The sequence below is a fragment of the Oryzihumus leptocrescens genome (assembly GCF_006716205.1).
Classification (GTDB): Bacteria; Actinomycetota; Actinomycetes; order Actinomycetales; family Dermatophilaceae; genus Oryzihumus; species Oryzihumus leptocrescens.
Genome location: NZ_VFOQ01000001.1, coordinates 2058241 through 2083018 on the forward strand (window position 1 = coordinate 2058241; position 24778 = coordinate 2083018).

Below are 24778 nucleotides of genomic sequence, written 5' to 3' on the forward strand. Positions count from 1 at the left end.
ACCACACGATGAACGAACACGGCACCGAGGCCCCGGACGGCACGTCCACCGAGGCCGTCCGCCTCGACCAGGGGCACATCGAAGGCACCGGGGGCATCCCGGAGCGCTTCACCAACCCCGGTCTCCCGGCGCACATCCACCGCTCGGCGGATGTCGACGAGAAGGCCGCCCGCAAGGCCGAGAAGCAGGTGGCGACGCTCTTCACGCTGTCGATCATCGGCACGCTGGTCTTCATCGTGGCCTACTTCGCCATCGACCACAGGACCCAGGTCTTCATGCCGGGCATCGGCCTGGCCAACCTGCAGAACGTCGTCCTCGGCGTCAGCCTGGCTGTCAGCCTCTTCATGATCGGCGCCGGCGCGGTCCACTGGGCCAAGACGCTCATGCCCGACGAGGAGGTCGTGGAGGAGCGCCACACGCTGCGCTCCCAGGACGAGGACCGCACCGCGGCCGTCGACACCATCCTCGGCGGTGGCGACCAGGCCCAGCTCGGCCGTCGCCCGCTGATCAAGTACACCCTCGGTGGCGCCCTCGGCCTGTTCGCGGTGCCGCTGGTGCTCCAGGTGGCTGGTGGCCTCGGCCCGTTGCCCGGCGACGCGCTGTCCACGACGTTCTGGCGCAAGGGCATGAAGCTCATGCGCGACCCCGAGGGCACCCCGATCAAGGCCACCGACGTCACGATCGGATCGGTCTTCCACGTCATGCCCGAGGGCATCGACAAGAGCGAGCACGTCCTCGAGGAGAAGGGCAAGGCCGCGGTCCTGCTCATGCGCCTCGACCCGGACGACATCAAGGTGGCCAAGGAGCGCGACTGGGGTCACGATGGGATCGTGGCCTACTCGAAGATCTGCACCCACGTGGGTTGCCCCGTGGGCCTCTACGAGCAGCAGACGCACCACCTGCTGTGCCCCTGCCACCAGTCGACGTTCGACGTGACGCAGGACTGCAAGGTCATCTTCGGCCCGGCCGGCCGGCCCCTGCCGCAGCTGAAGATCACGGTTGACAACGAGGGCTACCTCGTTGCGGACTCACCCTTCCGCGAGGCGGTTGGCCCGAGCTTCTGGGAGCGCGGTTCATGAGCACCACCACTACCCCCAAGGGCGCAGCGAGCCTGCGCGCCAACGACGCCAAGCCGGCCGAGGCCGTCGCTGGTCCCCTGAAGGTCGCCGGAGGCGTGGGCGGCTGGTTCGATGACCGTACGGGCATCGCCAAGCCGGTCCGCCACCTGCTGAAGAAGGTCTTCCCGGACCACTGGTCGTTCATGCTCGGCGAGATCGCGATGTACTCCCTCGTGATCCTGCTGCTGTCGGGCACCTTCCTGACCTTCTGGTTCGTCCCGAGCGCGGGCCACGTGATCTACAACGGGTCACACGTCCCGCTCAAGGGCATCTCCATGAGCGAGGCCTACAAGTCCACGCTGGACATCTCGTTCGACGTCCGCGGTGGCCTGATCATCCGTCAGATCCACCACTGGGCAGCCCTGCTGTTCATCGTGTCGATCATGGTCCACATGTTCCGGGTGTTCTTCACCGGCGCGTTCCGCAAGCCGCGTGAGATCAACTGGGTCATCGGCACCATCCTGTCGATGCTGGCCATCGTCGAGGGCTTCGCCGGCTACTCGCTGCCGGACGACCTGCTCTCGGGCACCGGTCTGCGGGCTGCTGAGGGCTTCATGCAGTCGATCCCGGTCCTGGGCTCCTACATCGCCTACTTCGTCTTCGGCGGTGCGTTCCCGGGCGAGGCGATCATCCCCCGCCTCTACACCGTCCACGTGCTGCTGATCCCGGCGATCATCGTGGGCCTGTTCACCGCCCACATCGTGCTGGTCATGGTGCACAAGCACACCCAGTACCCCGGGCCGGGCCGCACGAACGAGAACGTCGTGGGCTACCCGCTCATGCCGGTCTACATCGCCAAGGCCGGTGGCTTCTTCTTCATCGTCTTCGGTGTCACCGCCCTGATCTCGGCCCTGGTCACGATCAACCCGATCTGGATGTACGGCCCCTACGACCCCTCACCGGTCACCGCGGGTTCGCAGCCTGACTGGTACATGGGCTTCGCCGACGGCGCCCTGCGCCTGATGCCGGGCTGGACCGAGCTGCACTTCTGGGGCTTCACGCTCGGGCTGAACGTCTTCATCCCGGCGATCCTGCTGATCCCGGTGCTGTACGGCCTCGCCGGCGCCTACCCCTTCCTCGAGGCGTGGGTCACCGGTGACAAGCGCGAGCACCACCTGCTGGACCGCCCGCGCAACGCCCCGACGCGCACCGGCATCGGCGTCATGGCCCTGGTCTTCTACGGCATCCTGTTCTTCGCCGCGGGCAACGACCTGATCGCCATCAAGCTGGGCCTGTCGATCAACGACATCACCAACACCTTCCGGGTGCTGCTGCTCGTCGCTCCCCCGCTGGCCTTCTGGGTCACCAAGCGGATCTGCCTGAGCCTGCAGCGCCGTGACCGCGACCTGGTCCTGCACGGTCGCGAGACCGGCCGGATCGTCCGCACCGCCGAGGGCCGCTTCTTCGAGGTCCACGAGCCGCTGGGCGAGCTCGAGCGCTGGACGCTGGTGCAGCACGAGGCTCACCGTCCGCTCGAGCTCGGCTCCTCGGTAGACGCCAACGGTGTCCGCCGCCCGGGCGCGGCCATGGAGCGGATGCGGGCCAAGCTCTCGAAGTTCTACTTCGAGGACCGGGTTGACCCCGTCACCCCCGCCGAGCTGGCTGCCGCCCACCACGACGGCCACGAGGAGGAGGCACTGCACTCCATCGAGGGTCGCCCGCAGTGGGTCGGTCAGCTGCACGGTGGCGCGGACGAGCGCGACGACGTCGACGCCTACGCCCCGCACGAAGAGGAGGGCTCGGAGACCAGCACCCGCTGATCACCACAGCCCATGAGGAAGGCCCCCGACCAGCTGGCCGGGGGCCTTCCTCGTCCCCGGCCCCCGCACCACCCTTGGGCATGCCGTGCCCCTGGCTCCCCGAGTCCGCACGCTGCGGACGGCTGACTCCCTGTCCCGCGCTTCGTGTGCTCTCCGGTCCGGCGCAGATCTCTCCCCTGCGCGGGCGCAGCAGCACGCGACCACGGACATGCCGCTGGCCCGGCCCTGCTCGGGCCGGGTGCGGGGCGGGGGCCTCAGGTGTGCCAGGTGACCCCGGTCGCGGTGACCGTCGCGGTCCAGCCGCGCTGGTGCACGATCGTGTGGTGCCGCCCGCACAACAGGGCCGCGTTGCCGACGTCGGTGGCCCCGCCGTTGGCCCAGTGGATGACGTGGTGCCCGTCGCACCACCACGGCGGGGCGTGACAGCCCGGGATGGTGCAGCCCTGGTCCCTCTGCCAGAGGTACTTCAGCTGGGCCGGGGTGAAAAGCCTTCTTGTGCGGCCGAGGTCGAGGACCTCCCCCTGGGTGCCCAGCACCACCGGGATGACCGCGGCGTCGCAGGCGATCCGGCGCACCGTCTCCGGACCCAACAGGCTCCCGCTGCCCAGCACCGATCCGGACCCGCAGGCGTCCTTGAGGTCCTGGAAGTCCATGGCCACGAAGACCTGCGCCTTGGTCTGCACCGGCACCTCACCCCCGGCGGCCGTGGACCGGCGGCAGGCCTCGACCAGGGCGTCCCCGCGCCGCTGATCGCTGCTCCGCAGGTCGCTGATGCCGTCGACCGGGTACGGCGCGGACAACGGCCCGATCGCCGCCTCCAACACGCTCGCCCCCTCGGGGTCCAGACGCAGCTGGTACTCCACCATCCCGTCATCGGCCCGGCCCGCCGACAACGACACCCCGTGCTTGAGCCGGTCCTGGCGGACCTGGAACTCCTGATCCCGCCCGTAGGCGGCGATGATCCGCTCCCGCAACCCCCGCACCTCCCGCGGCCCCGCCTCCTCGGCGACCTGAAGGAACCCCTCCCACACCGTGGGCAGAGCCTGCGGCGTCAACCGGGGACCGAGCTTGTGCATCTCCGCCAGCACGACCGCCGCGCAGCGCACCCCCACCCGGCCGGCCAGCACGCACCCCCGCAGCCGCCGCACCGACCCGTGGTCCAACACGTGCGCCGCGCCCGCCCCGACCGGGCGGCCCACGCAGGCCTGGGCGACCTTGACCAGGTCACCGGCCCCACCGGCCCGGTAGGACGGCGCCCACTCCAGCACCCACCCCGCCGCCGTTGAGCAGGTCGAGGAGGCCACCTCGCCCCGCTCCAGGCCCTCGCCGAGCACCGAGACCTGGGCCGCGTCCACCAACCGCCGCAGCACATCCAGCCGACCCATCGCCGGACCCAGATCCGCGCCCCGGCACTGGTGCACCACCTCGGCCAGCCCGGTCAACGCCTCCGCCGCCGCATCCACCACCGCCAACCGGTCCGCGAACAACACCACGGCCCCGTCACCCGGAGCAGCACCTGCCGACCCTGCACCACCAGACGATTCCGACCCCGCCGCGGGCACGCCACCAGACCCGCTGGCCACGGCCCCCTGACGACGATCCCCCTGATGCATAATTCGAACATACATTCGACCACTGGCAGGCTGCACACACCGTTCACACCCCTGGCCCCCGCGGGCGCGAGCGAGCCCGACGCTCCCGACCACACGGCATACAGGGCAGTGGATGAGAGGCTGCGGGGCATGGGATTCCGGATGACGCGCCAGGAGTTCGAGGACGCCGTCGGCGACGCGCTCGATGAGGTCCCCGCCGAGCTGCTCGACCTGATGGACAACGTCGTCTTCCTGGTCGAGGACGAGCCGCCGGACCAGGACCCGGACCTGCTCGGCGTCTACGACGGCACTCCCCTGACCGAGCGCGGCGACGCCTGGGCCATGGGGTCGCTCCCGGACCGGATCACGCTGTTCCAGGGCCCCTTGCAGCGCATGTGCGAGGACCGCGAGGAGCTGCTCGAGGAGATCGCCGTGACCGTCGTGCACGAGATCGCGCACCACTTCGGGATCGACGACGACCGGCTCCACGCGCTCGGCTGGGACTGACCAGCCACGACACCGTCGTCGGTCAGCGACCCAGCGCACCGATCTCGCACGCCACTCGACCGCTTCGGGGGCACGCCCACACCGGGACGCCGTCCCAAAGCGTGGGAGCCAGGGGGTGCGTGTCGGGGTGCTCGGGGCACCCTGGCCACGAGGTCGAACGCCTGAGCCCCCACAGCTGCTCGACAACCCACTCCTGGACCTGGTCGGCCGCCCGCACCACCCGCTCGGCAGGCGGGTCGTCCGCCAGCACCCACACACCCCAGATCGAGCCGTCCGGCGCGTGCATCTCTGCCCACAGCTGTTCCGGGGCAACCGGGTCGCTCCCTGCCCACGTCGGCCTCGGGTCGTCAGCCCAGGACCGGTCGCAGATCTCGGGCACCACGCCCACCGTCGACCGCGCGTCGCGCAGCACCGGTTCCAGCGCCTCCACCAGGCGTGGGTCCACGTCGCCCTCCTCGTGACCTTCTCCCCCGTGCGATCGAGGATAGGCAGGCACACGGCATACCGGTGCCGGACACGACAGCGGGGCCGCACCCCGGCGGGTGCGGCCCCGCTGGAGGAGCAGGCCGGTCAGGCCAGGGCGCTCTGGGCCTTCCACTGGCTGAAGGAGTACATCCAGATGCCGTAGCCCTCGGTGGGCTGGAACGGGCGGTTGGACCCGGTGAACTTCACGACGTCGCCGACCTTGGAGTGCTCGAACATCCACTGCGCGTCGGCCGGTGCCATGTTGGTGCAGCCGTGGGAGACGTTGGCGTTGCCCTGCGCGCCGACCGACCACGGGGCCGAGTGGACGAACTCGCCGGTCCAGGTAAGGCGCATCGCCCACTTGGTGTCGATCTTGTAGTAGCCCGGCTTGCCCTTGGGGATGCCGATCGTGGTCGAGTCCATGGTGACGTCGCCGTCGCGGGAGATGATGACCTTGGTGCCGTAGCGGGTCTCGGTCTTCGGTCCGGGACGCCCGGTGCTCACCTTGAACGTGCGCAGCACCGCGCCGTTCTGGCGGACCGTCATGGTGTGGGCGTTCATGTCGACCGTGGAGACCATCGAGGACCCGACGGTGAAGCTGGTGGTGTGGTCGGCGGCCACCCACTTGCCCTCACCGGTCTGGACGCCGTGCAACGGCGCGGTGACCGTCACGTGGGTGCCGGGGAGCCAGTAGCTCTTCGGCCGCCACATCAGCTGGCGGTTGTCCAGCCAGCCCCAGGCGCCCTCCTGCTTGGGGCTGACCGAGATCCTCATCAGCTTCTCGACCTGCGCCCGCTCGGTCTTGGTCGCGACCGGGGAGTCGAACTGCACGCTCACCGGCATGCCCACGCCCACGGTGCCGCCGCCGGGGATCAGCCCGTAGGTCGCGGTCACCGCCGGCCTGAGGGTGGTGAACGAGGAGGTCACCGTGGAGGGCGTGCCATCCGGACCGGTCGCCTTCGCGGTCAGCGTGTATGCCGTGCCGGGAGTGAGCCGGCCGCTCGCCTTCCAGGTGCCGTCGGCGCCAACGGCGCCGTCCACCGTCTCGCCGTCGGTGGCCTTGAGCGTGACGCTGCCCAGGGTGCCGGACTCGGCCCGGACGGTCACCGGGGCGGTCGGCAGGACGCCGGTGGCAGCGTCTGCGGGGCTGACCGACAGCTGCGCCGGGGCGGCCTGCTGGGTGGTGCTGGACGCGCCGCCACCGGGCGTCGCCGCGGCGTGCGTGCCCGCTCCCCCGGCTGCCGGGCCCGAGGCACCACCTGCGGGGCCGCAGGCCGACACCAGGGCCGCACCGGCCAGCAGCGCCGCCGCGAGGGCAGCACGACGCTGCATTGTCGAGATCACCACGTTGACAGACTCCCACCCGAAGACGAGCTTCACTCAGGGCCCGCGCAGGCACCCATCCATGAGGACGCATGGGACGCGCGGGTGGTTGACGACGGAGCCGCCGATCGTGGTCACGGTCGGGCAACGATGCCGGCGCGGTCCCCCCGCGAACGTCCCGGAACCGTGCGAGAGCCGTGGCCCCCCGGATGGGAGACCACGGCTCTCGGACGGAAGTTGACCCCAGCCTACCCGGTCCGTCGGCGCGGACCGGGCAGATCGGGCCAATGGGGTCAGACCGCGTGCTCCCCGCGGAAGTACTCGAAGACCCAGCCCACGGTGGCCAGCGCACCGAAGACGACGCCGATCACCACGAGCCACCAGCCCACGGCCAGGCCCAGGAAGACCAGCGCGGACGAGGCGGCCAGCGGCAGCGGCCACCAGCTGTGGGGGCTGAAGAACCCGTAGTCACCCTCGGCTGCCTCGATCGGCGCCATCGGGTCGTCCTCGGGGCGGTCGTCCAGCTTGCGGCCGGTCCACCACAGGTAGAAGCCGACCAGGGCGGACAGGCCGGCCGTCAGCATCAGGGCCACCGGACCGACCGGCTCCTGCCAGTGGGTGAAGAAGCCGTAGATCAGCCCGAGGGGGGCGAAGATGAACGTCCCCGCGCCGAAGAGCCACGTCTCGACCTTCATCAGTGCTTGTCCTCCGTGTGGTGCAGGTCGGGCTCACCCAGCAGGGAGTCCAGGATGTTCTTGTCGGGCTGCGCCGCGTCGTAGGCCGCGACCTCGGGATGGTGCAGGTCGAAGGCCGGACGCTCCGAGCGGATCCGAGGGATCGTCTCGAAGTTGTGCCGCGGCGGCGGGCAGGAGGTCGCCCACTCGAGCGATGCGCCGTAGCCCCACGGGTCGTCGGTCTCCACCAGCGGCGCGGTGCGCCACGTCTTCCAGACGTTGTAGAGGAACGGCAGCGTGGAGGCGCCGAGCAGCAGGGCGCCCGCGCTGGACACGTCGTTCATCCACTGGAAGCCGTCCTCGGGCAGGTAGTCGGCGTAACGACGCGGCATGCCCTTGACGCCCAGCCAGTGCTGGATGAGGAACGTGGTGTGGAAGCCGATGAACAGCATCCAGAAGTGGATCTTGCCCCAGCGCTCGTCGAGCATCCGGCCGGTGAACTTGGGCCACCAGAAGTAGAAGCCGGCAAACATCGCGAACACGACCGTGCCGAACACGACGTAGTGGAAGTGCGCCACGACGAAGTAGGAGTCGGACAGGTGGAAGTCGAGGGCCGGGCTGGACAGGATGATGCCGGTCAGGCCACCGAAGAGGAACGTGATGAGGAAGCCGATCGCCCAGAGCATCGGCGTCTCGAAGGTGAGCGAGCCACCCCACATGGTGCCGATCCAGTTGAAGAACTTCACGCCGGTGGGCACCGCGATGAGCATGGTCATGACCGCGAAGAACGGCAGCAGGACCTGGCCGGTGGCGTACATGTGGTGCGCCCAGACCGAGACCGACAGCGCCGCGATGGCGATGGTCGCGAAGACCAGCGTCTTGTAGCCGAAGATCGGCTTGCGGGAGAAGACCGGCAGGATCTCGCTGATGATGCCGAAGAACGGCAGGGCGATGATGTAGACCTCGGGGTGGCCGAAGAACCAGAACAGGTGCTGCCACAACATCGCGCCGCTGTTCTGCGGGTCGAAGACGTGCGCCCCGAGCTGGCGGTCGGCACCCAGGGCGAGCAGCGCCGAGGCGAGGACCGGGAAGGCCATCAGGACCAGGATCGAGGTGATCAGGATGGTCCAGGTGAAGACCGGCATCCGGAACATCGTCATGCCCGGTGCGCGCATGCAGATGATCGTGGTGATGAAGTTGACCGCACCCAGGATCGTGCCGAAACCACCGAGCGCGAGGCCGAAGACCCACAGGTCACCGCCGATGCCGGGGCTGTAGGTGGTGTCGGACAGCGGCGAGTAGGCGAACCAGCCGAAGGAGGCCGCACCCTGCGGGGTGAGGAAGCCGGCGGAGGCGATCAGGCCACCGAACAGGTAGAGCCAGTAGGCGAACATGTTCAGCCGCGGGAACGCCACGTCCGGCGCGCCGATCTGGATCGGCATGAGCGCGTTGGCGAAGCCGGCGAACAGCGGCGTCGCGAACAGCAGCAGCATGATCGTGCCGTGCATGGTGAACAGCTGGTTGAACTGCTCGGGGTTGTCCACGACCTGCAGGCCGGGCTCGACCAGCTCGGCACGGATCAGCAGCGCCAGCAGGCCACCGATCATGAAGAAGAGGAACGAGGTGATGAAGTACAGGTTGCCGATGACCTTGTGGTCGGTCGTCGTCACCCACTTCACGACGGTCTGCCCCGGGGAGCGTCGCCGCTCCGTGCTCTCCACCAGGATGGTGCGGGGGGACGTCACGGTGGCCATCAGTTGCTCCCGCCGTTCGAAACGTTCTGGCCCTGCTCGAGGTGCTCACGGTTGAGCGTGTTGTCGAGCTGGCCGTTGTTGCCGCGAGCCTTGAGCTCGGCGATGTGCGCGTCGTACTCCTGCTGGGAGACGACCTTGACCTGGAACAGCATCTGCGAGTGGTAGGCGCCGCACAGCTCGGCGCACTTGCCCTGGAACGTGCCCTTCTCGGTCGGGATGATCTGGAACTTGTTGACCCGGCCGGGGATCATGTCCAGCTTCTGTAGGAACTGCGGCACCCAGAAGGAGTGGATGACGTCGCGAGCGGTCAGGTCGAACTGAACCCGCTTGTTCACCGGCAGGTAGAGCGTCGGCAGCGTGGCCTCGACACCCGGCTGGCCGGTGAGCTCGGCCTGCGTGCCAGCCTCGTAGGTCTGGGCATCGACGTAGTTGAAGTCCCAGCTCCACTGCTTGCCGACCACGTTGACCGTCACGTCCGGCTTCTTGCTGGTGTCCAGCAGGGCCGACTCGTCACGGGCGGTGTAGTAGAAGAGCACCGCGATCATGAACAGCGGGACGACCGTGTAGAGGATCTCGATCGGCACGTTGTAGCGCAGCTGCTCCGGCAGGCCCGTGTCGTCCTTCCGGCGGCGGTAGGCCACGGCGCACCAGATGATCAGGCCCCAGACGATCACGCCGACCACGAGGGCGGCGATCCAGGAGCCGTTCCAGAGATTGATCACGCGACTGCTGTTGGCGGTCACGCCGTGCGGCAGGAAGCCGCGCTTAACCTGCTCGCCGCAGCCGGAAAGGGCCACAGCAGCCAGCACCGCAATACCGGTGAGAGTCAGGCCCCGCCGCTTCGCGCGTGCGGAAGTGTCATCGTGCGGACGCAACGGGTGCACCTTCCGGGATTCGATGTCCGAGTCAACGGCCAAACCCTACTCCCCCGCTGTCCGACGGCAGCGTCAGGGTCGGACTAACGTCTGGACCGTGGCACAACACGATTCGCGGCCCCGTTCCGGAGCCTCCTCCGCCGCCCCGACGCGCGGATTCCTCGACGCGGCACGGGCGCCCATGGTCCCGGCGGCCCGCGAGGCCCTGCTCGCCGCGCTCGACGTGGGGTGGGCCGACCCGCGCCGGCTGCACGCCGAGGGACGCCGGGCGCGGGCGGTCCTGGACCAGGCCCGCGAGGAGCTGGCTGCGGGCCTGGGGGTGCGCCCCCCGGAGGTCTCGTTCCTGCCGGACGGCCCGGCCGCCCTGCGCGCCGCCGTGGGGGGCCTGGCGCATGCCGGTCGCCGCCGCGGGCAGCGGGTGGTCGCCACCGCGGTGGAGCACTCCGCGGTGCTGCTGGAGGGCCGGTATGCCGTGGCCCAGTCGGGCGAGCCCGACCGGTTCGCCGAGGTGCCGGTCGACCACCTCGGGCGCGTCGACCCGTCCGCCCTGGAGTCGGCCCTGGACGGGCCGGGCACGGTGGCCGCCGTGGTCCAGGCCGCCAACGGCGAGGTCGGCACCCGCCAGCCCCTGGCGGCGGCGCACGCGGCCTGCCGGGCGCGCGGCATACCGCTCGTGGTCGACGCGATGGCCGGGCTGGGGCGCGACCCGGTCCCGGCGGACTTCGACGTCCTCGCCGGCGAGGCCCTGTCCTGGGGTGGGCCGCCCGGGGTCGGCGTGCTGGTCGTGCCCGAGCGCGTGCGCTGGCGCCGACCCGGCCCGGTGTCCGAGCTGGAGGGCGGGCGCACCGACGTCCAGCCCGTCGTGCCGCTGGCCCTGGCCGCCGCGGAGGCCTGGCGGCAGACGGCCGCCGTGCGGGAGGCCGACGCCGCCGCTTCGCGCGAGCTCGTCGACCGGGTCCGCGCCGCCGCGGCGGCGGTGCCCGACGTCGAGGTGGTGGGTGACCGGGTGGACCGGCTCCCCCACGTGGTGACGTTCTCCTGCCTGTACGTCGACGGTGAGGCACTGGTCACCGAGCTGGACCGGCGCGGGTTCGCCGTCGCCTCCGGCTCGGCGTGCACCGCGAGCACCCTGGAGCCGAGCCACGTCCTGGCCGCCATGGGGGTGCTCACCCACGGCAACGTGCGCGTCACCCTGCCGCTCGAGGCGGTCACCCCGGACCGGGCGGCCGTCGTGGACCGGTTCTGTGGTGACCTCTGCGACGCCGTGGCCACCGTGCGCGCCCAGCTCGGGGTGCAGGGCCTGTGAGCGAGCGGCAGCCAGACGGCGTGGTCGAGGTCGACGCCCGGGGCCTGCGCTGCCCGCTGCCGGTGATCCGGCTGGCGGCGGCCGCCCGGGAGGCCGCACCCGGCACCCAGGTCGTCGTCCTGGCGACCGACCCCGCCGCGCGGCACGACGTGCCCGCGTGGTGCCGGATGCGGGGGCACACCCTGGCCGAGGTGAGCGAGGCCGCGGACGGCGGGCACACGGCATACCGGGTGGTGGTGGGGGCCCCGGCGACGCCGGCGCCGCCGGCAGGGTCAGGCGAAGGCGGCCGGTAGCGGCAGGGCCAGCGCCCTGTCGAGCCGGGCGACGTACTCCTCGCGCGGGATCTCGGTGACGCCCAGGGACTGCAGGTGCGGCGTGGACCACTGCACGTCGATGACCCTGTCGGGGTCGCCGTCGGCGAAGACGCGCTCGGCCAGGGCCACCAGCGCCACCTTGGACGCGTCCGTGGCGTGGTGGAACATCGACTCCCCCGCGAACAGGCCACCGACGGCCAGGCCGTAGAGCCCGCCGACCAGCTCCCCGTCCTGCCAGGTCTCGATCGAGTGCGCCCAGCCCAGCTCGTGCAGGGCGGTGTAGGCACGGACCACCGCGGGGGTGATCCAGCGGCCGTCCCGGCCCGGGTCGGCGCACGCGCGCATGACGTCGGTGAAGGCGGTGTCGACCCGCACCTCGAAGCGGCGGCAGGACTTGCGCAGGGACCTGCTCACCTTGAGGTCACTCGGCAGCAGCACTCCGCGCGGGTCCGGGGACCACCAGCCGATCGGGCCCCGGCCGTGCCGGCCCAGCCCCATCGGGAACAGCCCGGCCCGGTAGGCCCGCAGCAGGGTGCCCGGCTCGAGGTCCGCGCCGACCCCGACGAGGTCCTCCTCGGGCTGGGCCTGGCTCAGGTCGAGCTGCCAGCGGGAGGGCTCGGGCTCGACCGGCATGGAGTCAGCCTAGGGTCGCGGGTGCGGTGGCGCGGGACGACGGGCCGGAGGTCGCGGCAGCGCGTCAGGGCCGGGGGCAGACCAGGTGCGGCTCGACCTCGGCGGCCGCCTCGGACCCGTAGGCCTCGGTGAACCGCTGCAGGAAGCGCGCCCGGCCCAGCTCGTACTCCTGGGTGCCGACGGTCTCGATGACGTAGGTCGCCAGCATCGAGCCGAGCTCGGCGCAGCGGCGGTGCCCCAGCCCCCACGCCAGGCCGGTGAGGAACCCGGCGCGGAACGCGTCACCGACACCGGTCGGGTCGGCCTTGCGGACCTCGCGCGCCACGTGGACCTCGATCGGCTCCTCGCCGACGGTCTCGACGATGACGCCGTCCTTGCCCTTGGTGGTCACCCGGGTGCGGACCCGCTCGGCGATCTCGCCCGCGCTCCAGCCGGTCTTCTTCTCGGTGAGCGCGGCTTCGTACTCGTTGGTGAACAGGTAGGCGGCCCCGTCGATGAGGGCGCGGATGGAGTCGCCCTCCATCCAGGCCAGCTGCTGGGAGGGGTCGGCGGCGAAGGCCAGGCCGCGGGTGCGGCACTCGGCGGTGTGCCGCAGCATCGCCTCGGGGTCGTTCGGGCCGACGAGGACCAGGTCGAGGCCGCCCATGCGGCGGTGGATCGGGCCGAGCTCGATCTCGCGGGCCTCGCTCATGGCGCCGGCGTAGAAGGTGGCGATCTGGGCCATGTCGGAGTCGGTGGTGCACACGAAACGCGCCGTGTGGTGCACCTCGGAGACGTGCACCGAGTCGCAGTCGACGCCGTGGCGCTCCAGCCAGGAGCGGTAGTCGACGAAGTCCTCGCCCACCGCCCCGACGAGCACCGGGCGCTGGCCGAGGTTGGCCATGCCGAAGGCGATGTTGGCGGCCACACCCCCGCGCCGGACCTGCAGGTCCTCTGCGAGGAAGGACAGCGAGATCTTGTCGAGCTGGTCGACCACGAGGGAGTCGGAGAACCGCCCCGTGAAGGTCATGAGGTGGTCGGTGGCGATGGACCCGGTGACAGCGATACGCACCCCGGCAACCTACCTGCTGTCGGCCGGCCCGTCGTCCGGCGCCCACCCCACGGCCCTCCGCAGGCGCCGGCGGGCGCAGGAAATCCGGTTACCGGCAAGTGTTACCGGTTGGTACCGGTGTGTCCCGTCGCCCCCCGGTCCTAGCGTGGTTGCCATGACGATTCCCGTGCAGCACCCCGGCCCCCGCGAGGGCTTCGACGAGGGCAGCGTCGCCGAGATGGCCCAGGAGTCCAGCGAGGTCCACCTCGACATCGTCGAGCGCCGCCCCTGGGGCCTGCCCTCCCACCGCGACGTCAGCGTCCCCGACGACGCCTCCACCCTCATCGACGGCTACGAGGGCTACGGCTCCTGAGAGCCCGCCTCCCCCGCCTCCCCGTCGGTGAGGCGGGCCCGCAACGCGCCGTGGCCGGCATACCGAGGAGGTATGCCGGCCACGGGTGCGTTGCGGGGGTGGTCCCCCGCGCGACTCAGCTGAAGGAGTCGCCGCAGGCGCAGGAGCTGCCCGCGTTGGGGTTGTCGATCGTGAAGCCCTGCTTCTCGATGGTGTCGGCGAAGTCGATCGTCGCGCCGTCGAGGTAGGGAGCGCTCATCCGGTCGACGACGACCTCGACCCCGCCGAAGTCGCGGACCAGGTCACCGTCGAGGGTGCGCTCGTCGAAGTAGAGCTGGTAGATCAGGCCGGAGCAGCCACCGGGCTGCACGCCCACGCGCAGGCGCAGGTCGTCGCGACCCTCCTGCTCGAGCAGGCTCTTGACCTTGGCAGCGGCGACGTCGGTCAGCAGCACGCCGTGCGCGGCCTCGGCCTCGGTGGCGGTGGTCTGAGCCTGCGTGTCGTCCTGAACACTCATGAGACGCGTCCTTCATGTCGTCGGTCGTGGGTCGGTCCAGCAGTGCCAACCCGCGAAGGTCGGGATGTGTTCCCGGCGTTCCAAGGGTACGTCCTCGGGCTGCGGCGTCTACCCGCGGCGGGGCGACCAGGTGGCCGCCACGCGGGTGGTGCGCGAGGCGAGGGTGCCGGCGGGGTCGGCCAGCGAAGCGGGGACCTGCTCGGGACGGTCCGCCACGGCGTAGGTGCCGCTGATCCCCAGGGCCATCGACTCGCGCCGCCCGACGAGGGCCTGCCCGGCGACGACCACGGTCGGCACCGCGACCGCCATGGCCGCCTCGGCGACCCCGGCGACGACCTTGCCGCGCAGGCTCTGCCAGTCGAAGGTGCCCTCGCCGGTGACGAGCAGGTCGGCGGCGCGGACCCGCTCGGCGAAGCCCACCGCGTCCAGCACGGCCTCGACCCCGCTGACCCGGCGGCCGCCGAGCAGCATCAGCCCGTAGCCCAGCCCCCCCGCCGCGCCGGCGCCGGGCTCGCGGTCCAGGCGCAGCATCGCGCCGGTGAGCAGGTCCTTGCGCGGCGGCAGGCTGCGCCCGACCACCTCGGTGAACCGGCCGAGCGCCGCCTCGAGCTGCTGCGCCACCTCGGGCGTGGCGCCCTTCTGCGGGGCGAAGGAGGCGCTCGCACCGTGGAAGCCGAGCAGCGGCAAGTCCACGTCGGTGGCGATGACCAGGTCGACCCCGGCGAGCCTCTGCCGGGCCGCGTCCAGCCCACCCAGGCTGTCGTCGCCGGCCCCGGCGAGGGCGAGACCGCCGGCGGCCAGGAGGTCCGGGTCGCCCACGCCGAGCGCGGCGAGCAGGCCGGCGCCGGCGTCGTTGGTGCCGCTGCCGCCGAGGCCGACCACCACCCGGGTGGCACCCTCGGCGAGGGCGGCGTCGAGGAGCTGCCCCACGCCATACGTGCTGGTGACGGCCGGGTCGCGCTCGTCCGCGGCCAGCAGGTGCAGGCCACAGGCCTGCGCCGACTCCAGGTATGCCGTGCGGCCGGCCTCCTCCTCGACGAGCAGGATCGCGGCGGGCACCTCCCGGCCGAGCGGGTCCTGCACGGTCACGGCCACGGTGGTGCCGCCGAGCGCCCGCTGGAGCACGTCGAGGAAACCCGGGCCACCGTCCGAGAGCGGCAGCAGGGTCAGCTCGTCATCGGGCGCGTGGGCGCGCCAGCCCTCGGCCATCGCCTCGGCGGCCTGGCTGGCGGAGAGGGTGCCGGTGAAGCAGTCGGGGGCGATGAGGACGCGCACGCGGTCATCGTGTCAGGGCCGGGGCCGGGCGCCGGGACCGGGCCACGGCGAGGCCGACCACCACCACGACGAGGCCGGCGAGCTGGGCGACGGCGCTGAGGGCCAGGCCCAGCGGCACGGTCAGCAGGGCGACGAGGGCGCCGGCGAGCAGGGTGGCGCCACGGTCGAGGCCGAGCAGCCGGACGTAGAGCAGGACGCCCAGGACGGTGGTGGCCACCCCGGCCGCGAACGTGGCCGCGACGACGGCGGTGAGGTGGTGGGTGGGGTCGTGCAGCGCCTCGTGCAGCCCGGCGGCGACGAGCACCAGGCCGGCGATGATGACGAGGACGGCGATCGAGTACGCCCACAGCGCGCGACGCGTCATCTGCTCCGGGGGCAGCTGCTCCAGCGCCCGCACCCCCTCCTCGTCGTCACCGACGGCGAAGAACACCCACCACAGCGCCGAGACCAGGGCCATGGACAGCAGGACGCCGGCCAGGACGGCCGGCCGGTCCAGGCGCCCCTGCGCCGAGACGCCGGTGGCGATGATGGTCTCGCCCAGCGCGATGATCACCAGCAGCCGGTGCCGTTCGGCGAAGTGCGCGGCCCGGATGGTGAACCCGGTCTCGCGCCGGGCGACCAGCGACCACACCAGCACAGCGGCAGCCAGCCACCAGCACACCCAGCCCCGGCCCGGGCCGAGCAGGGCCGCCACGATCAGCAGGACGGCGACGCCAAGGTTCACCGGCAGGATCGCGACGATGGCGCGCGACGACCCGCCCAGGCTGGAGCGGGCGAACGACCCGGCGTGGACCAGTACGACCAGCAGGTAGGCCAGGGCGAACGTCAGCGCGCCGTCGCCGAACGCCTGGGGCACCTCGATCGCCATGACGAGGAACCCCGTCATCGCCAGCAGCATCGGCAGCCGGGTCGACGTGGTCTTCGGGGCGACGTTGTTGCTCAGCCAGGCGGAGCCGTCGTACATCCACCACGTCACCAGCAGCACCCCGGCGGCGTGCAGGTAGCCCGTCGCGCCGTTGCCGGCGCCGGTGCTGCTGGCGGTGCCGGCATTGCCGCCGTTGCTGCCGTTGCTGCCCAGGACGAGGGACGTGAGCTGGGTGACCGAGAAGACGAAGACGAGGTCGAAGTAGAGCTCGAGCATGGTGACCGGCTCGTCGGCGCCCGGCGCCGTGACCGCCTTGAAGCCCATGGCGGCACTGTAGGGCCGTGAGGGGCGCCTCCTCCTCCCCTGCCGGGCCGGGGTGCGCGCCCTGCGGGCGCCCTGCTCGGGCCCGTTATCCCGGGCGAGCCAGCTGCGGGCGCTCGACGCGACGATCATCGCGGGAGTTTGCGCACCAAAACCGCCCGAAATCGCCGCGACGATCGTCGCGCCGGGCTGCCACGATCACGGCCATGACGAGTGCCCTGCGGGTTGACCGCCTGGCCGCCCTGCTCGACCGGTGGGACCTGCCGCCGGTCGAGTCGGCCGACCCGATGACCGGCGGCACCAACAACACCCTGCTCGCGGTCCACGCAGGCGGGCGGTCGTGGGTGCTGCGGCGCTACGGCAACCTGCCCGTCGACCGGGTGCGCGCCGAGCACCGGCTGCTGGCGCACGTGTCCGGCCTCGGCCTGCCCTTCGCCGTCCCCTCCCCCGTCCCGACTCGGACCGGCGCGACGGTCGTGGACGACCGCGGCGGCGCGCTGGCGCTGTTCCGACACCTGCCGGGCCGGCCGCTGCGGCGGGACGAGCCCGGCGCTGCCGCGCTGGCAGGTGGGGCGCTGGCACAGCTGGACGCGGCGCTGGCGGACGTCCCGCTGACGCTGGCCCCGGTGGACTGGCGCGCGGCGGCGCTCGGCCAGGTCCACGCCGCCGTCGACGACGTGGCCGCCCTGGCCGACGAGCTGGCTGCCGCGATGCCGGGCCACGACGGGCCGGACTGGTTGCGGTCGACGCACGAGCGGGCTGACGCCGTCGCTGCGGACCTCGCCCGGACGCTGCCGGCCCAGCTGACCCACGGCGACATGGCCCCCGCCAACCTGCTGGTCAAGGACGGCCGGGTCACCGCGGTGCTGGACTTCGAGATCGCCGGGGCCGACCTGCGCGCGATGGACCTCGCGGCAGGACTGTTGCAGTGCACCGGGTGGCCGGAAGAGCCCGGTTCGGCGGAGCGCTTCGGCCCCTTCCTGCGGGCCTACCTGCACGTGCTGCCCCTGACACGGGCCGAGCTCTACGCCGTGCCCGACCTGCTGCGGCTGCGGGCCCTGGGCTCGGTCGTCTGGCGAGCCGGGCGCTGGCGGCTGGGCCAGTCGACCCTGGACGAGGTGCGTGAGCGGCTCGACGGCGGGCTGGCGCTGGAGGCGGCGTTGCCCGGGTGGGCGGACCTGATCAGGGCGTGAACCCGGCGGCGAGCAGCCGCGATACGGGCTGCGAGACCTCAGGCCGCGAAAGCGTTGGCGCTGCTAGCGTCCCGGCATGGACAACCCTCTGCTCCAGGACGCCCTGGCCCAGCAGGAGACGGTGCTGCGCACGTTCGTCGACGCCGACGGACGGATCTCGCAGATGCCGGCCAAGCGGGTCAAGCGACTCGCGCTGCTCGACCACGTGGCCGGCTCGTTCGAGGTGGGACGCAAGTACACCGAGAAGGAGGTCACGGCGGTGCTCAAGCGGATCCACCACGACCACGCGGCGCTGCGGCGGTACCTCGTCGACGAGGGGTTCCTGACCCGCGACCACGGCATCTACTGGCGCAGCGGCGGCACCGTCGACCTCTGAGCTGCGGTCAGGCGAGGACGGACTGGTAGACGGCCAGCGTCTGGTCGCCGATCGAGGACCAGGAGAAGTGCTCGACGGCGCGCGCCCGGCCGGCCCGGCCGAACGAAGCGGCCCGGTCGGCATCCGACACCGCCTCGGTGAGCGCCGCGGCCAGGTCGGCGACGAAGCGGTCCGGGTCGACGGGGACGCCGCTGCCGTCGTCGACCTGCTCGATCGGCACCAGCCAGCCGGTCTCCCCGTCCACGACCACCTCGGGGATGCCGCCGGTGGCGGTGGCGACCACGGCGGTCTCGCAGGCCATCGCCTCGAGGTTGACGATCCCCAGCGGCTCGTAGACCGACGGGCAGGCGAACACCGTCGCCGCGGTGAGCAGGGCCACGACCTCGGAGCGCGGCAGCATCTCGGCGATCATCACCACGCCGGTGCGGGTGCGCCGCAGGGCCTCGAGCAGGTCCTCCACCTCGTGCTGGATCTCCGGGGTGTCCGGGGCGCCGGCGCAGAGCACCACCTGCACGTCCGGCGGCAGCGAAGCACACGCCCGCATGAGGTAGGGCAGCCCCTTCTGCCGGGTGATCCGCCCGACGAAGAGCACCGACGGCTTGTCGGGGTCCACCCCGTGCTTGCGCACCACGTCGCGGGCCAGGTCGGTGGTGTCCGGCTTCCACAGCTCGGAGTCGATGCCGTTGTGCACCACGTGCACCCGGGCCGGGTCGACCGACGGGTAGCTCTTGAGCACGTCCGCCCGCATGCCCGCGCTGACCGCAACCACCGCCGCGGCCGACTCGTAGGCGACCCGCTCGGCGAAGGAGGACACGGCATACCCGCCGCCGAGCTGCTCGGCCTTCCACGGCCGCAGCGGCTCCAGGCTGTGCGCGGTGACGACGTGCGGCACCCCGGTCAGCAGTGAGGCGAGGTGGCCGCCCATGTTGGCGTACCACGTGTGCGAGTGGACCAGGTCGGCGCCGACGCAGTCGCTGGCCATGGCCAGGTCGACGCCGAGCGTGCGGATCGCCGGGTTGGCGCCGCCGAGCTCGGACAGGTCGGCGTAGCCGAAGGTGCCCTGCTCGTCCCGGGGCGGGCCGAAGCAGCGGACCTGGACGTCGATGTCCCCCCGCGAGCGCAGCGCGCGCACGAGCTCGGACACGTGGACCCCGGCGCCCCCGTAGATCTGCGGCGGGTACTCCTTGCTGAGGATGTCGACTCGCACGCTGCCAACGTAGTCCCGGGACGGGGTCGCCGCGAGGGCCGTGCCGCCGTATGGTCAGGCCCATGGCGAAGCGGTCGGGTCACCCCAAGGTCCTTGCGATCGTCCTGGCCGGCGGGGAGGGCAAGCGGCTGATGCCGCTCACGGCCGACCGGGCCAAGCCTGCCGTGCCGTTCGGCGGCATCTACCGCCTCATCGACTTCGCCCTGTCGAACGTCGTCAACAGCGGCTACCTCAAGATCGTCGTGCTGACGCAGTACAAGTCGCACAGCCTCGACCGGCACATCACCAAGACGTGGCGCATGTCCAACCTGCTGGGCAACTACGTCACCCCGGTGCCGGCGCAGCAGCGGCTCGGCAAGCAGTGGTTCCTCGGCAGCGCCGACGCGATCTACCAGAGCCTCAACCTCATCCACGACGAGCAGCCCGACATCGTCGTCGTCGTGGGCGCCGACCACGTCTACCGCATGGACTTCAGCCACATGGTCGAGCAGCACCTCGAGACCGGCGCCGGCGTCACGGTCGCGGCGATCCGCCAGCCGATCGCCCTGGCCGACCAGTTCGGCGTGATCGAGGTCGACGGCACGGACCCGCGCCGGATCAAGGCGTTCCGCGAGAAGCCGTCCGACGCCGAGGGCCTGCCCGACTCCCCCGAGGAGGTGCTGGCCTCGATGGGCAACTACGTCTTCGACGCCGACGTCCTCGTCGACGCGGTCACCCGCGACGCCGGGCGCGAGGGCAGCAAGCGCGACATGGGCGGCGACATCGTGCCGGACTTCGTCGGCCGGGGCTCGGCGTGGGTCTACGACTTCAAGGACAACCCGATGCCGGGCTCCACCCCGCGCGACCACGGCTACTGGCGCGACGTCGGGACGATCGACTCCTACTATGAGGCGCACATGGACCTCGTCTCGATCCACCCGGTCTTCAACCTCTACAACTACGAGTGGCCGATCTTCACCGACTACGGCCCGTTCCCGCCGGCGAAGTTCGTCCACGGCTCCAAGGGCCGCGTCGGCGAGGCGGTGCAGTCCGCGGTCTCCCCCGGCGTCGTCGTCTCCGGCGCCAAGGTCGTCAACTCCGTCCTGTCCCCCCAGGTCCACGTCCACAGCTACGCCACGATCACCGACAGCGTCCTGCTGGACGGGGTCGAGGTGCACCGCAACGCCACCATCCGCCGCGCGATCATCGACAAGTTCGTCGTCGTGCCCGAGGGCGTCAGCATCGGGGTCGACCACGACGAGGACCGCCGCCGCGGCTTCGTCGTGACCGAGTCCGGCATCGTCGTCGTCGGCAAGTACCAGGAGATCCCCCAGTGACCAACCCCGTCACCACCACGTCCGTCGCCGCCACCGACCCCCGCCCCGCCCGGGTCGGGGTGCAGCTCCAGCCGCAGCACGCCGACTACGCCGAGATCCGCCGGGCCGTCGCCGAGGCCGAGGAGATCGGCGCGGACGTCGTCTTCAACTGGGACCACTTCTACCCGCTCTACGGCGAGCCCGAGGGCAAGCACTTCGAGTGCTGGACGATGCTCGGCGCGTGGGCGGAGGCCACCGAGCGGGTCGAGATCGGCGCGCTGGTGACCTGCAACTCCTACCGCAACCCGCAGCTGCTGGCCGACATGGCCCGCACCGTCGACCACGTCAGCGACGGCCGCCTCATCCTGGGCATCGGCTCGGGCTGGTTCGAGAAGGACTACGACGAGTACGGCTACGAGTTCGGCACCGCCGGCGGCCGCCTCGACGCCCTCGACCGCGACCTGCCGCTGATCAAGGAGCGCTGGGCCAGGCTCAACCCGGCGCCGACCCGCGACATCCCGGTCCTCGTCGGCGGCGGCGGCGAGCGCAAGACGCTGCGCATCGTGGCCGAGCAGGCCGACATCTGGCACGGCTTCGGCGACGCGGCGACCGTCGCGCACAAGCACGAGGTCCTCGACCAGTGGTGCGACAAGGCCGGACGTGACCCGCTCGCCATCGAGCGGTCCGCCGGGGTCAGTGCCCAGCACCCGGACAGCAGCGCCGAGAGCCTGTATGCCGTGGGCACGCGCCTGTTCACCGTCGGCATCGGCGGCCCGCGCTACGACCTGGCGCCGCTGCGTGACCTGGTCGCATGGCGAGACCAGAAGAACGCAGGCTGAGACGCGTCGCTAGCCTTGCCGGGTGTCCGAGACCGCGCCCAGCACCCTGCTCGTCACCGTCTCCGGTGACGACCGCCCGGGTGTCACCAGTGCCCTGTTCGACGCCATCGCCGACGTGGGCGCCGAGGTGCTCGACCTCGAGCAGGTCGTCGTCCGGGGGCACCTGACGCTGGCGCTGCTGCTCGCGGCCGGACCCCACGACGAGCGCCTGCGCTCGGTGGTCACCGACGTCGCCGGCGAGCTCGGGATGCAGGTGGCCGTCGCCGGGGGCGTCGGTGACAACGCGCCGCGCCGCGGTGGCCGCGCGGCGGTCGTCGTGCTCGGTGCGCCGCTGCTCGCCAGCGCGGTGGCGGCGGTCACCGCCCGGATCGCCGCCCACGGCGCCAACATCGACCGCATCCGGCGGCTGTCCCGCTACCCGGTGACGACGGTCGAGTTCGACATCTCCGGCGCCGACGTCGCGGCGCTGCGCCGGGAGCTGGCCATCGAGGCCGCGGTCCGCGGCGTGGACATCGCCGTCTCGCCCAGCGGCCTGGCCCGCCGGGGCCGGCGCCTGGTCGTCATGGACGTCGACTCCACCCTCATCCAGGACGAGGTCATCGAGCTGCTCGCCGCCCACGCCGGCCGCGAGCAGGAGGTCGCCGAGGTCACGGCCGCCGCCATGCGCGGCGAGCTCGACTTCGCCGAGAGCCTGCGCGCCCGCACCAAGGCCCTGGCCGGCCTGCCCGAGAGCGTCCTCGCCGACGTGCGCGCGGCGGTCCGGCTCACCGCCGGCGCCCGCACCCTCGTGCGCACCCTCAAGCGCCTCGGGTTCACCGTCGCCGTGGTCTCCGGCGGGTTCATCGAGGTCGTCGGCCCGCTCGCCGAGGAGCTCGGCATCGACCACGCGCACGCCAACCGGCTCGAGGTGGTCGACGGCGTCCTCACGGGCAACGTGGTCGGCGAGATCGTCGACCGCGAGGGCAAGGCCGACGCCCTGCGGCGCTTCGCCGCCCAGGAGCGGCTGCCGCTGTCGCGCACCGTGGCCATCGGCGACGGCGCCAACGACCTCGACATGCTGGCCGCCGCGGGGCTCGGGATCGCCTTCAACGCCAAGCCGATCGTGCGCGAGCAGGCCGACACCGCGGTCAACGTGCCCTACCTCGACGCGGTGCTCTACCTGCTCGGCATCACCCGCGAGGAGATCGAGGACGCCGACGAGGCCGACGGCCTGACCACCCCCGCGCCGGCCGTCCCGCGCTAGGCGGGCTCGGGCGTCCGGGCCACCAGCTCGGGGTCGGGCACCGCCGGGGCCGGGTCGGGCAGCACGCGCGCCGACTCCAGCACGGCCCGGCCGAGCTCCACCACACCGGCGGCGTCGGCGGCGGTGAACGCCACGTCCTCCCCCGCGCGCGAGCGCAGGCACCGGCGGACCAGCTCGGCGTGCTCCGGGAACTGCTCCAGCGCGTACTGCCCCGCCGCGGTCTTGGACACGACGTGCCCGGTCACGAGCAGGGCGTGCAGCCGCGGCAGGCCGAGCACCGTCCACACGATGGTGTCGGTCACCTCCTGCGGCGTGGCCGCCGCGCCCGCCGACTCACCCGCCGAGGACTCGGCCGCCGGCACCTCGCCCACCGCCACCGCCGCGTCGATGCGGTCCACCAGCGGGGCCCAGTAGTCCTCGAGGTTGCGCCGGGTGGACGCCACGAGCCGGTCGTGGTCGTCGTCGACGAGGAGGCCGGGGCACTCCCGCACCGGCACGGCATACCGCGCCATCTCCGCCCAGGTGACCGGCGAGACGTGGGCGCGCAGCGGGCCCTCGCGCCACTGCCCGTCCAGGGTGCCGGGGGCCGTGGTGACCGCCCCGGGGTCGCCCGCCAGGTCCGCAGGCGTCACATAGACCACGTCGTACGCCGGTGGGCCGGGGATGCGGTCGTGGATCGCCTTGAGCGTCAACGGGTCTGACGGCTGCTCGCTGAGGACGACCACCGCGTCGACGTCGCTGGTGTGCGGGTGGAAGTCACCGGCTGCGACCGACCCTGTGAGGTAGAGGCCCAGGCAGGTGCCGGGCAGCGCGGCGTCGAGGGCGCGCAGGTGGCCGGTGGTCAGATCCGCGACGACAGGATGCATGGCCTCACCCAACCGCACCCGGGGGCCGGCGTCGCGGCGGGAGGCACGGCATACCGGGACGAACCGGGCGCGGGGTGCGGCCGGTCCGGGTGACGCGCCGGGGCCGGTGCCGCGACTTGCGCGCCGCGGCTTCTAGACTCCGGCAATGGAACCCGCTGCACGCACCGCCCTGCTGATCATCGGTGGGGCCGAGGACAAGCACGGCCGCGTCACCATCCTGCGCCGCTTCGTCCGCCTCGCCGGCGGCCGCAAGGCCAGCCTCGTGATCATCCCGACGGCCTCCTCGATCCAGGAGGAGGCCGTCGAGGTCTACTCCGGCCTGTTCCACCGGCTCGGGGTCGCCGACGTCGCCACGGTCAACCCGGGCTCGCGGCTCGAGGCGGACGACCCCGAGCTCGTCGGCGCCCTCGACCGCGCCACCGGGGTGTTCATGACCGGCGGCAACCAGCTCAAGCTCAGCCAGTACCTCGTGGGCACCCCGCTCGGTGAGGCGATCGCCCGGGCCCACGAGCGCGGCGCGGTCGTCGCCGGCACGTCCGCGGGCGCCTCGATCATGAGCCAGTTCATGATCTCGCTCGGTGACGAGGGCGTGACCCCGCGCCAGCGCACCAGCCAGCTGACCGCCGGGCTGGGGCTGCTGCCCGACGTCATCGTCGACCAGCACTTCGACCAGCGCTCCCGCTACGGGCGCCTGTTGTCGCTGGTGGCGAGCTCGCCGAACCTGCTCGGCATGGGCATCGACGAGGACACCGCGGTCGAGGTCAGCGACGGCCGGCACCTGACCGTGCTCGGCTCCGGAGCGGTGCTGGTGGTCGACGCCCGGCACGCGATCACCGACGCGCACGAGGCCCGGCGCGACGCCCCGCTGCTGGTGTCCGGGGCGGTGGTGCACGCCCTGCCGGCCGGCGCTACGTTCGACCTGCACACGGCGACCCTCACGGACTTTGCCGAGCAGCACCCGGACAGCCCGGCAGCCCCGACGACAACGGCGCCGAAGCAGGCGGCGGAGGCGGCCGGCGGACGCAGGAGGCAGGTGACGGCTACCGTGCGCGACTGACCGCCGCACCACTCGAGGAGG

The 24778-nt window shown here is 72.1% G+C and carries 25 protein-coding genes; 12 read left to right on the forward strand and 13 right to left on the reverse strand.

Going from position 1 to position 24778, the window contains the following annotated elements:
* Positions 1-8 precede the first annotated feature (8 nt).
* Both qcrA and qcrB read left to right on the forward strand, forming a co-directional pair.
* The gene (gene qcrA / locus FB474_RS09690) at positions 9-1079 is read left to right on the forward strand and encodes a cytochrome bc1 complex Rieske iron-sulfur subunit (RefSeq protein ID WP_141788451.1); all 1071 of its coding nucleotides are present in this window, start codon (positions 9-11) and stop codon (positions 1077-1079) included.
* On the forward strand, positions 1076-2878 hold the full coding sequence (qcrB, locus tag FB474_RS09695; protein WP_141788452.1) for a cytochrome bc1 complex cytochrome b subunit: 1803 nt from the start codon (positions 1076-1078) through the stop codon (positions 2876-2878). The genes qcrA and qcrB overlap by 4 nt, the downstream gene beginning before the upstream one ends.
* A 254-nt stretch (positions 2879-3132) precedes the next feature.
* Here qcrB and FB474_RS09700 read toward each other — a convergent pair whose 3' ends face one another.
* Complete coding sequence (locus tag FB474_RS09700; protein ID WP_185746105.1) at positions 3133-4371, reverse strand: HNH endonuclease signature motif containing protein; 1239 nt, start codon at positions 4369-4371, stop codon at positions 3133-3135.
* 249 nt (positions 4372-4620) lie between these two features.
* Here FB474_RS09700 and FB474_RS09705 point away from each other — a divergent pair, with 249 nt between their 5' ends.
* Entirely contained in the window at positions 4621-4977 is a 357-nt protein-coding gene (locus tag FB474_RS09705) for a metallopeptidase family protein (RefSeq protein ID WP_246092117.1), read from the forward strand.
* A 22-nt stretch (positions 4978-4999) separates the two neighbouring features.
* On the opposite strand, the gene FB474_RS09710 is transcribed toward FB474_RS09705, so the two are convergent.
* The 5 genes from FB474_RS09710 to ctaC form a co-directional block, all read right to left on the reverse strand.
* Entirely contained in the window at positions 5000-5422 is a 423-nt protein-coding gene (locus FB474_RS09710; RefSeq protein WP_141788454.1) for a hypothetical protein, read from the reverse strand.
* A 125-nt stretch (positions 5423-5547) separates the two neighbouring features.
* Complete coding sequence (locus tag FB474_RS09715) at positions 5548-6789, reverse strand: L,D-transpeptidase (protein WP_246092118.1); 1242 nt, start codon at positions 6787-6789, stop codon at positions 5548-5550.
* A gap of 269 nt (positions 6790-7058) precedes the next feature.
* Entirely contained in the window at positions 7059-7460 is a 402-nt protein-coding gene (locus tag FB474_RS09720; protein WP_141788455.1) for a cytochrome c oxidase subunit 4, read from the reverse strand.
* Positions 7460-9193: an aa3-type cytochrome oxidase subunit I gene (gene ctaD / locus FB474_RS09725; RefSeq protein WP_141788456.1), complete on the reverse strand. Its 1734-nt coding sequence runs from the start codon at positions 9191-9193 to the stop codon at positions 7460-7462. The genes FB474_RS09720 and ctaD overlap by 1 nt, the downstream gene beginning before the upstream one ends.
* Positions 9193-10068, reverse strand: coding sequence for an aa3-type cytochrome oxidase subunit II (gene ctaC, locus FB474_RS09730; RefSeq protein WP_185746106.1), 876 nt, complete (start codon positions 10066-10068; stop codon positions 9193-9195). The genes ctaD and ctaC overlap by 1 nt, the downstream gene beginning before the upstream one ends.
* Before the next feature lie 97 nt (positions 10069-10165).
* On the opposite strand from ctaC, the gene FB474_RS09735 reads away from it, so the two are divergent.
* Together FB474_RS09735 and FB474_RS09740 are read left to right on the forward strand one after the other, a co-directional pair.
* Complete coding sequence (locus tag FB474_RS09735) at positions 10166-11374, forward strand: cysteine desulfurase family protein (RefSeq protein ID WP_246092119.1); 1209 nt, start codon at positions 10166-10168, stop codon at positions 11372-11374.
* On the forward strand, positions 11371-11667 hold the full coding sequence (locus FB474_RS09740) for a sulfurtransferase TusA family protein (protein WP_141788458.1): 297 nt from the start codon (positions 11371-11373) through the stop codon (positions 11665-11667). Before FB474_RS09735 ends, FB474_RS09740 begins: the two co-directional genes overlap by 4 nt.
* Here FB474_RS09740 and aat read toward each other — a convergent pair.
* Positions 11647-12321, reverse strand: coding sequence for a leucyl/phenylalanyl-tRNA--protein transferase (gene aat, locus FB474_RS09745; protein WP_141788459.1), 675 nt, complete (start codon positions 12319-12321; stop codon positions 11647-11649). The two genes, FB474_RS09740 and aat, sit on opposite strands and share 21 nt — an antisense overlap.
* Positions 12322-12385: 64 nt before the next feature.
* Entirely contained in the window at positions 12386-13372 is a 987-nt protein-coding gene (locus FB474_RS09750) for a carbohydrate kinase family protein (protein ID WP_141788460.1), read from the reverse strand.
* A gap of 154 nt (positions 13373-13526) precedes the next feature.
* Here FB474_RS09750 and FB474_RS09755 point away from each other — a divergent pair, with 154 nt between their 5' ends.
* A complete protein-coding gene (locus tag FB474_RS09755) occupies positions 13527-13724 on the forward strand; it encodes a hypothetical protein (protein ID WP_141788461.1) in 198 nt (65 codons plus the stop codon).
* 115 nt (positions 13725-13839) lie between these two features.
* Here FB474_RS09755 and FB474_RS09760 read toward each other — a convergent pair whose 3' ends face one another.
* From FB474_RS09760 to FB474_RS09770, 3 genes are all read right to left on the reverse strand, one after another.
* Entirely contained in the window at positions 13840-14220 is a 381-nt protein-coding gene (locus tag FB474_RS09760; RefSeq protein WP_141788462.1) for a HesB/IscA family protein, read from the reverse strand.
* 108 nt (positions 14221-14328) lie between these two features.
* Complete coding sequence (locus FB474_RS09765) at positions 14329-15495, reverse strand: glycerate kinase family protein (RefSeq protein ID WP_141788463.1); 1167 nt, start codon at positions 15493-15495, stop codon at positions 14329-14331.
* Positions 15496-15499: 4 nt separating this feature from the next.
* Positions 15500-16684, reverse strand: coding sequence for a low temperature requirement protein A (locus FB474_RS09770; RefSeq protein ID WP_185746107.1), 1185 nt, complete (start codon positions 16682-16684; stop codon positions 15500-15502).
* Between the two features lie 203 nt (positions 16685-16887).
* On the opposite strand from FB474_RS09770, the gene FB474_RS09775 reads away from it, so the two are divergent.
* Both FB474_RS09775 and FB474_RS09780 read left to right on the forward strand, forming a co-directional pair.
* Complete coding sequence (locus FB474_RS09775) at positions 16888-17874, forward strand: phosphotransferase enzyme family protein (protein WP_141788465.1); 987 nt, start codon at positions 16888-16890, stop codon at positions 17872-17874.
* Positions 17875-17950: 76 nt separating this feature from the next.
* Entirely contained in the window at positions 17951-18250 is a 300-nt protein-coding gene (locus FB474_RS09780) for a DUF2087 domain-containing protein (protein WP_141788466.1), read from the forward strand.
* Positions 18251-18257: 7 nt separating this feature from the next.
* On the opposite strand, the gene glgA is transcribed toward FB474_RS09780, so the two are convergent.
* Positions 18258-19457, reverse strand: coding sequence for a glycogen synthase (glgA, locus tag FB474_RS09785; protein WP_141788467.1), 1200 nt, complete (start codon positions 19455-19457; stop codon positions 18258-18260).
* Between the two features lie 62 nt (positions 19458-19519).
* On the opposite strand from glgA, the gene glgC reads away from it, so the two are divergent.
* From glgC to serB, 3 genes are read left to right on the forward strand one after another with little or no spacing between them, the layout of a single operon-like run.
* Positions 19520-20773, forward strand: a complete 1254-nt coding sequence (gene glgC, locus FB474_RS09790; RefSeq protein WP_141788468.1) for a glucose-1-phosphate adenylyltransferase — start codon at positions 19520-19522, stop codon at positions 20771-20773.
* The gene (locus FB474_RS09795) at positions 20770-21591 is read left to right on the forward strand and encodes an LLM class F420-dependent oxidoreductase (RefSeq protein ID WP_141788469.1); all 822 of its coding nucleotides are present in this window, start codon (positions 20770-20772) and stop codon (positions 21589-21591) included. Before glgC ends, FB474_RS09795 begins: the two co-directional genes overlap by 4 nt.
* A gap of 22 nt (positions 21592-21613) precedes the next feature.
* Positions 21614-22834, forward strand: coding sequence for a phosphoserine phosphatase SerB (gene serB, locus FB474_RS09800; protein ID WP_141788470.1), 1221 nt, complete (start codon positions 21614-21616; stop codon positions 22832-22834).
* Here serB and FB474_RS09805 read toward each other — a convergent pair.
* Positions 22831-23700, reverse strand: coding sequence for a nucleotidyltransferase domain-containing protein (locus FB474_RS09805; RefSeq protein ID WP_141788471.1), 870 nt, complete (start codon positions 23698-23700; stop codon positions 22831-22833). The two genes, serB and FB474_RS09805, sit on opposite strands and share 4 nt — an antisense overlap.
* Before the next feature lie 145 nt (positions 23701-23845).
* Here FB474_RS09805 and FB474_RS09810 point away from each other — a divergent pair, with 145 nt between their 5' ends.
* Positions 23846-24757 carry a cyanophycinase gene (locus FB474_RS09810; RefSeq protein ID WP_141788472.1) on the forward strand — a complete coding sequence of 304 codons (912 nt, stop codon included), beginning with the start codon at positions 23846-23848 and terminating at the stop codon, positions 24755-24757.
* Positions 24758-24778 lie beyond the last annotated feature (21 nt).

Bases quoted from the DNA above. Each gene is read 5' to 3' on its own strand.
- qcrA (WP_141788451.1), top strand. From the start codon at position 9: ATGAACGAACACGGCACCGAGGCCCCGGACGGCACGTCCACCGAGGCC.
- qcrB (WP_141788452.1), top strand. From the start codon at position 1,076: ATGAGCACCACCACTACCCCCAAGGGCGCAGCGAGCCTGCGCGCCAAC.
- FB474_RS09705 (WP_246092117.1), top strand. From the start codon at position 4,621: ATGGGATTCCGGATGACGCGCCAGGAGTTCGAGGACGCCGTCGGCGAC.
- FB474_RS09720 (WP_141788455.1), bottom strand. From the start codon at position 7,460: ATGAAGGTCGAGACGTGGCTCTTCGGCGCGGGGACGTTCATCTTCGCC.
- ctaD (WP_141788456.1), bottom strand. From the start codon at position 9,193: ATGGCCACCGTGACGTCCCCCCGCACCATCCTGGTGGAGAGCACGGAG.
- aat (WP_141788459.1), bottom strand. From the start codon at position 12,321: ATGCCGGTCGAGCCCGAGCCCTCCCGCTGGCAGCTCGACCTGAGCCAG.
- FB474_RS09755 (WP_141788461.1), top strand. From the start codon at position 13,527: ATGACGATTCCCGTGCAGCACCCCGGCCCCCGCGAGGGCTTCGACGAG.
- FB474_RS09760 (WP_141788462.1), bottom strand. From the start codon at position 14,220: ATGAGTGTTCAGGACGACACGCAGGCTCAGACCACCGCCACCGAGGCC.
- FB474_RS09770 (WP_185746107.1), bottom strand. From the start codon at position 16,684: ATGGGCTTCAAGGCGGTCACGGCGCCGGGCGCCGACGAGCCGGTCACC.
- FB474_RS09775 (WP_141788465.1), top strand. From the start codon at position 16,888: ATGACGAGTGCCCTGCGGGTTGACCGCCTGGCCGCCCTGCTCGACCGG.
- FB474_RS09780 (WP_141788466.1), top strand. From the start codon at position 17,951: ATGGACAACCCTCTGCTCCAGGACGCCCTGGCCCAGCAGGAGACGGTG.
- glgC (WP_141788468.1), top strand. From the start codon at position 19,520: ATGGCGAAGCGGTCGGGTCACCCCAAGGTCCTTGCGATCGTCCTGGCC.
- FB474_RS09805 (WP_141788471.1), bottom strand. From the start codon at position 23,700: ATGCATCCTGTCGTCGCGGATCTGACCACCGGCCACCTGCGCGCCCTC.
- FB474_RS09810 (WP_141788472.1), top strand. From the start codon at position 23,846: ATGGAACCCGCTGCACGCACCGCCCTGCTGATCATCGGTGGGGCCGAG.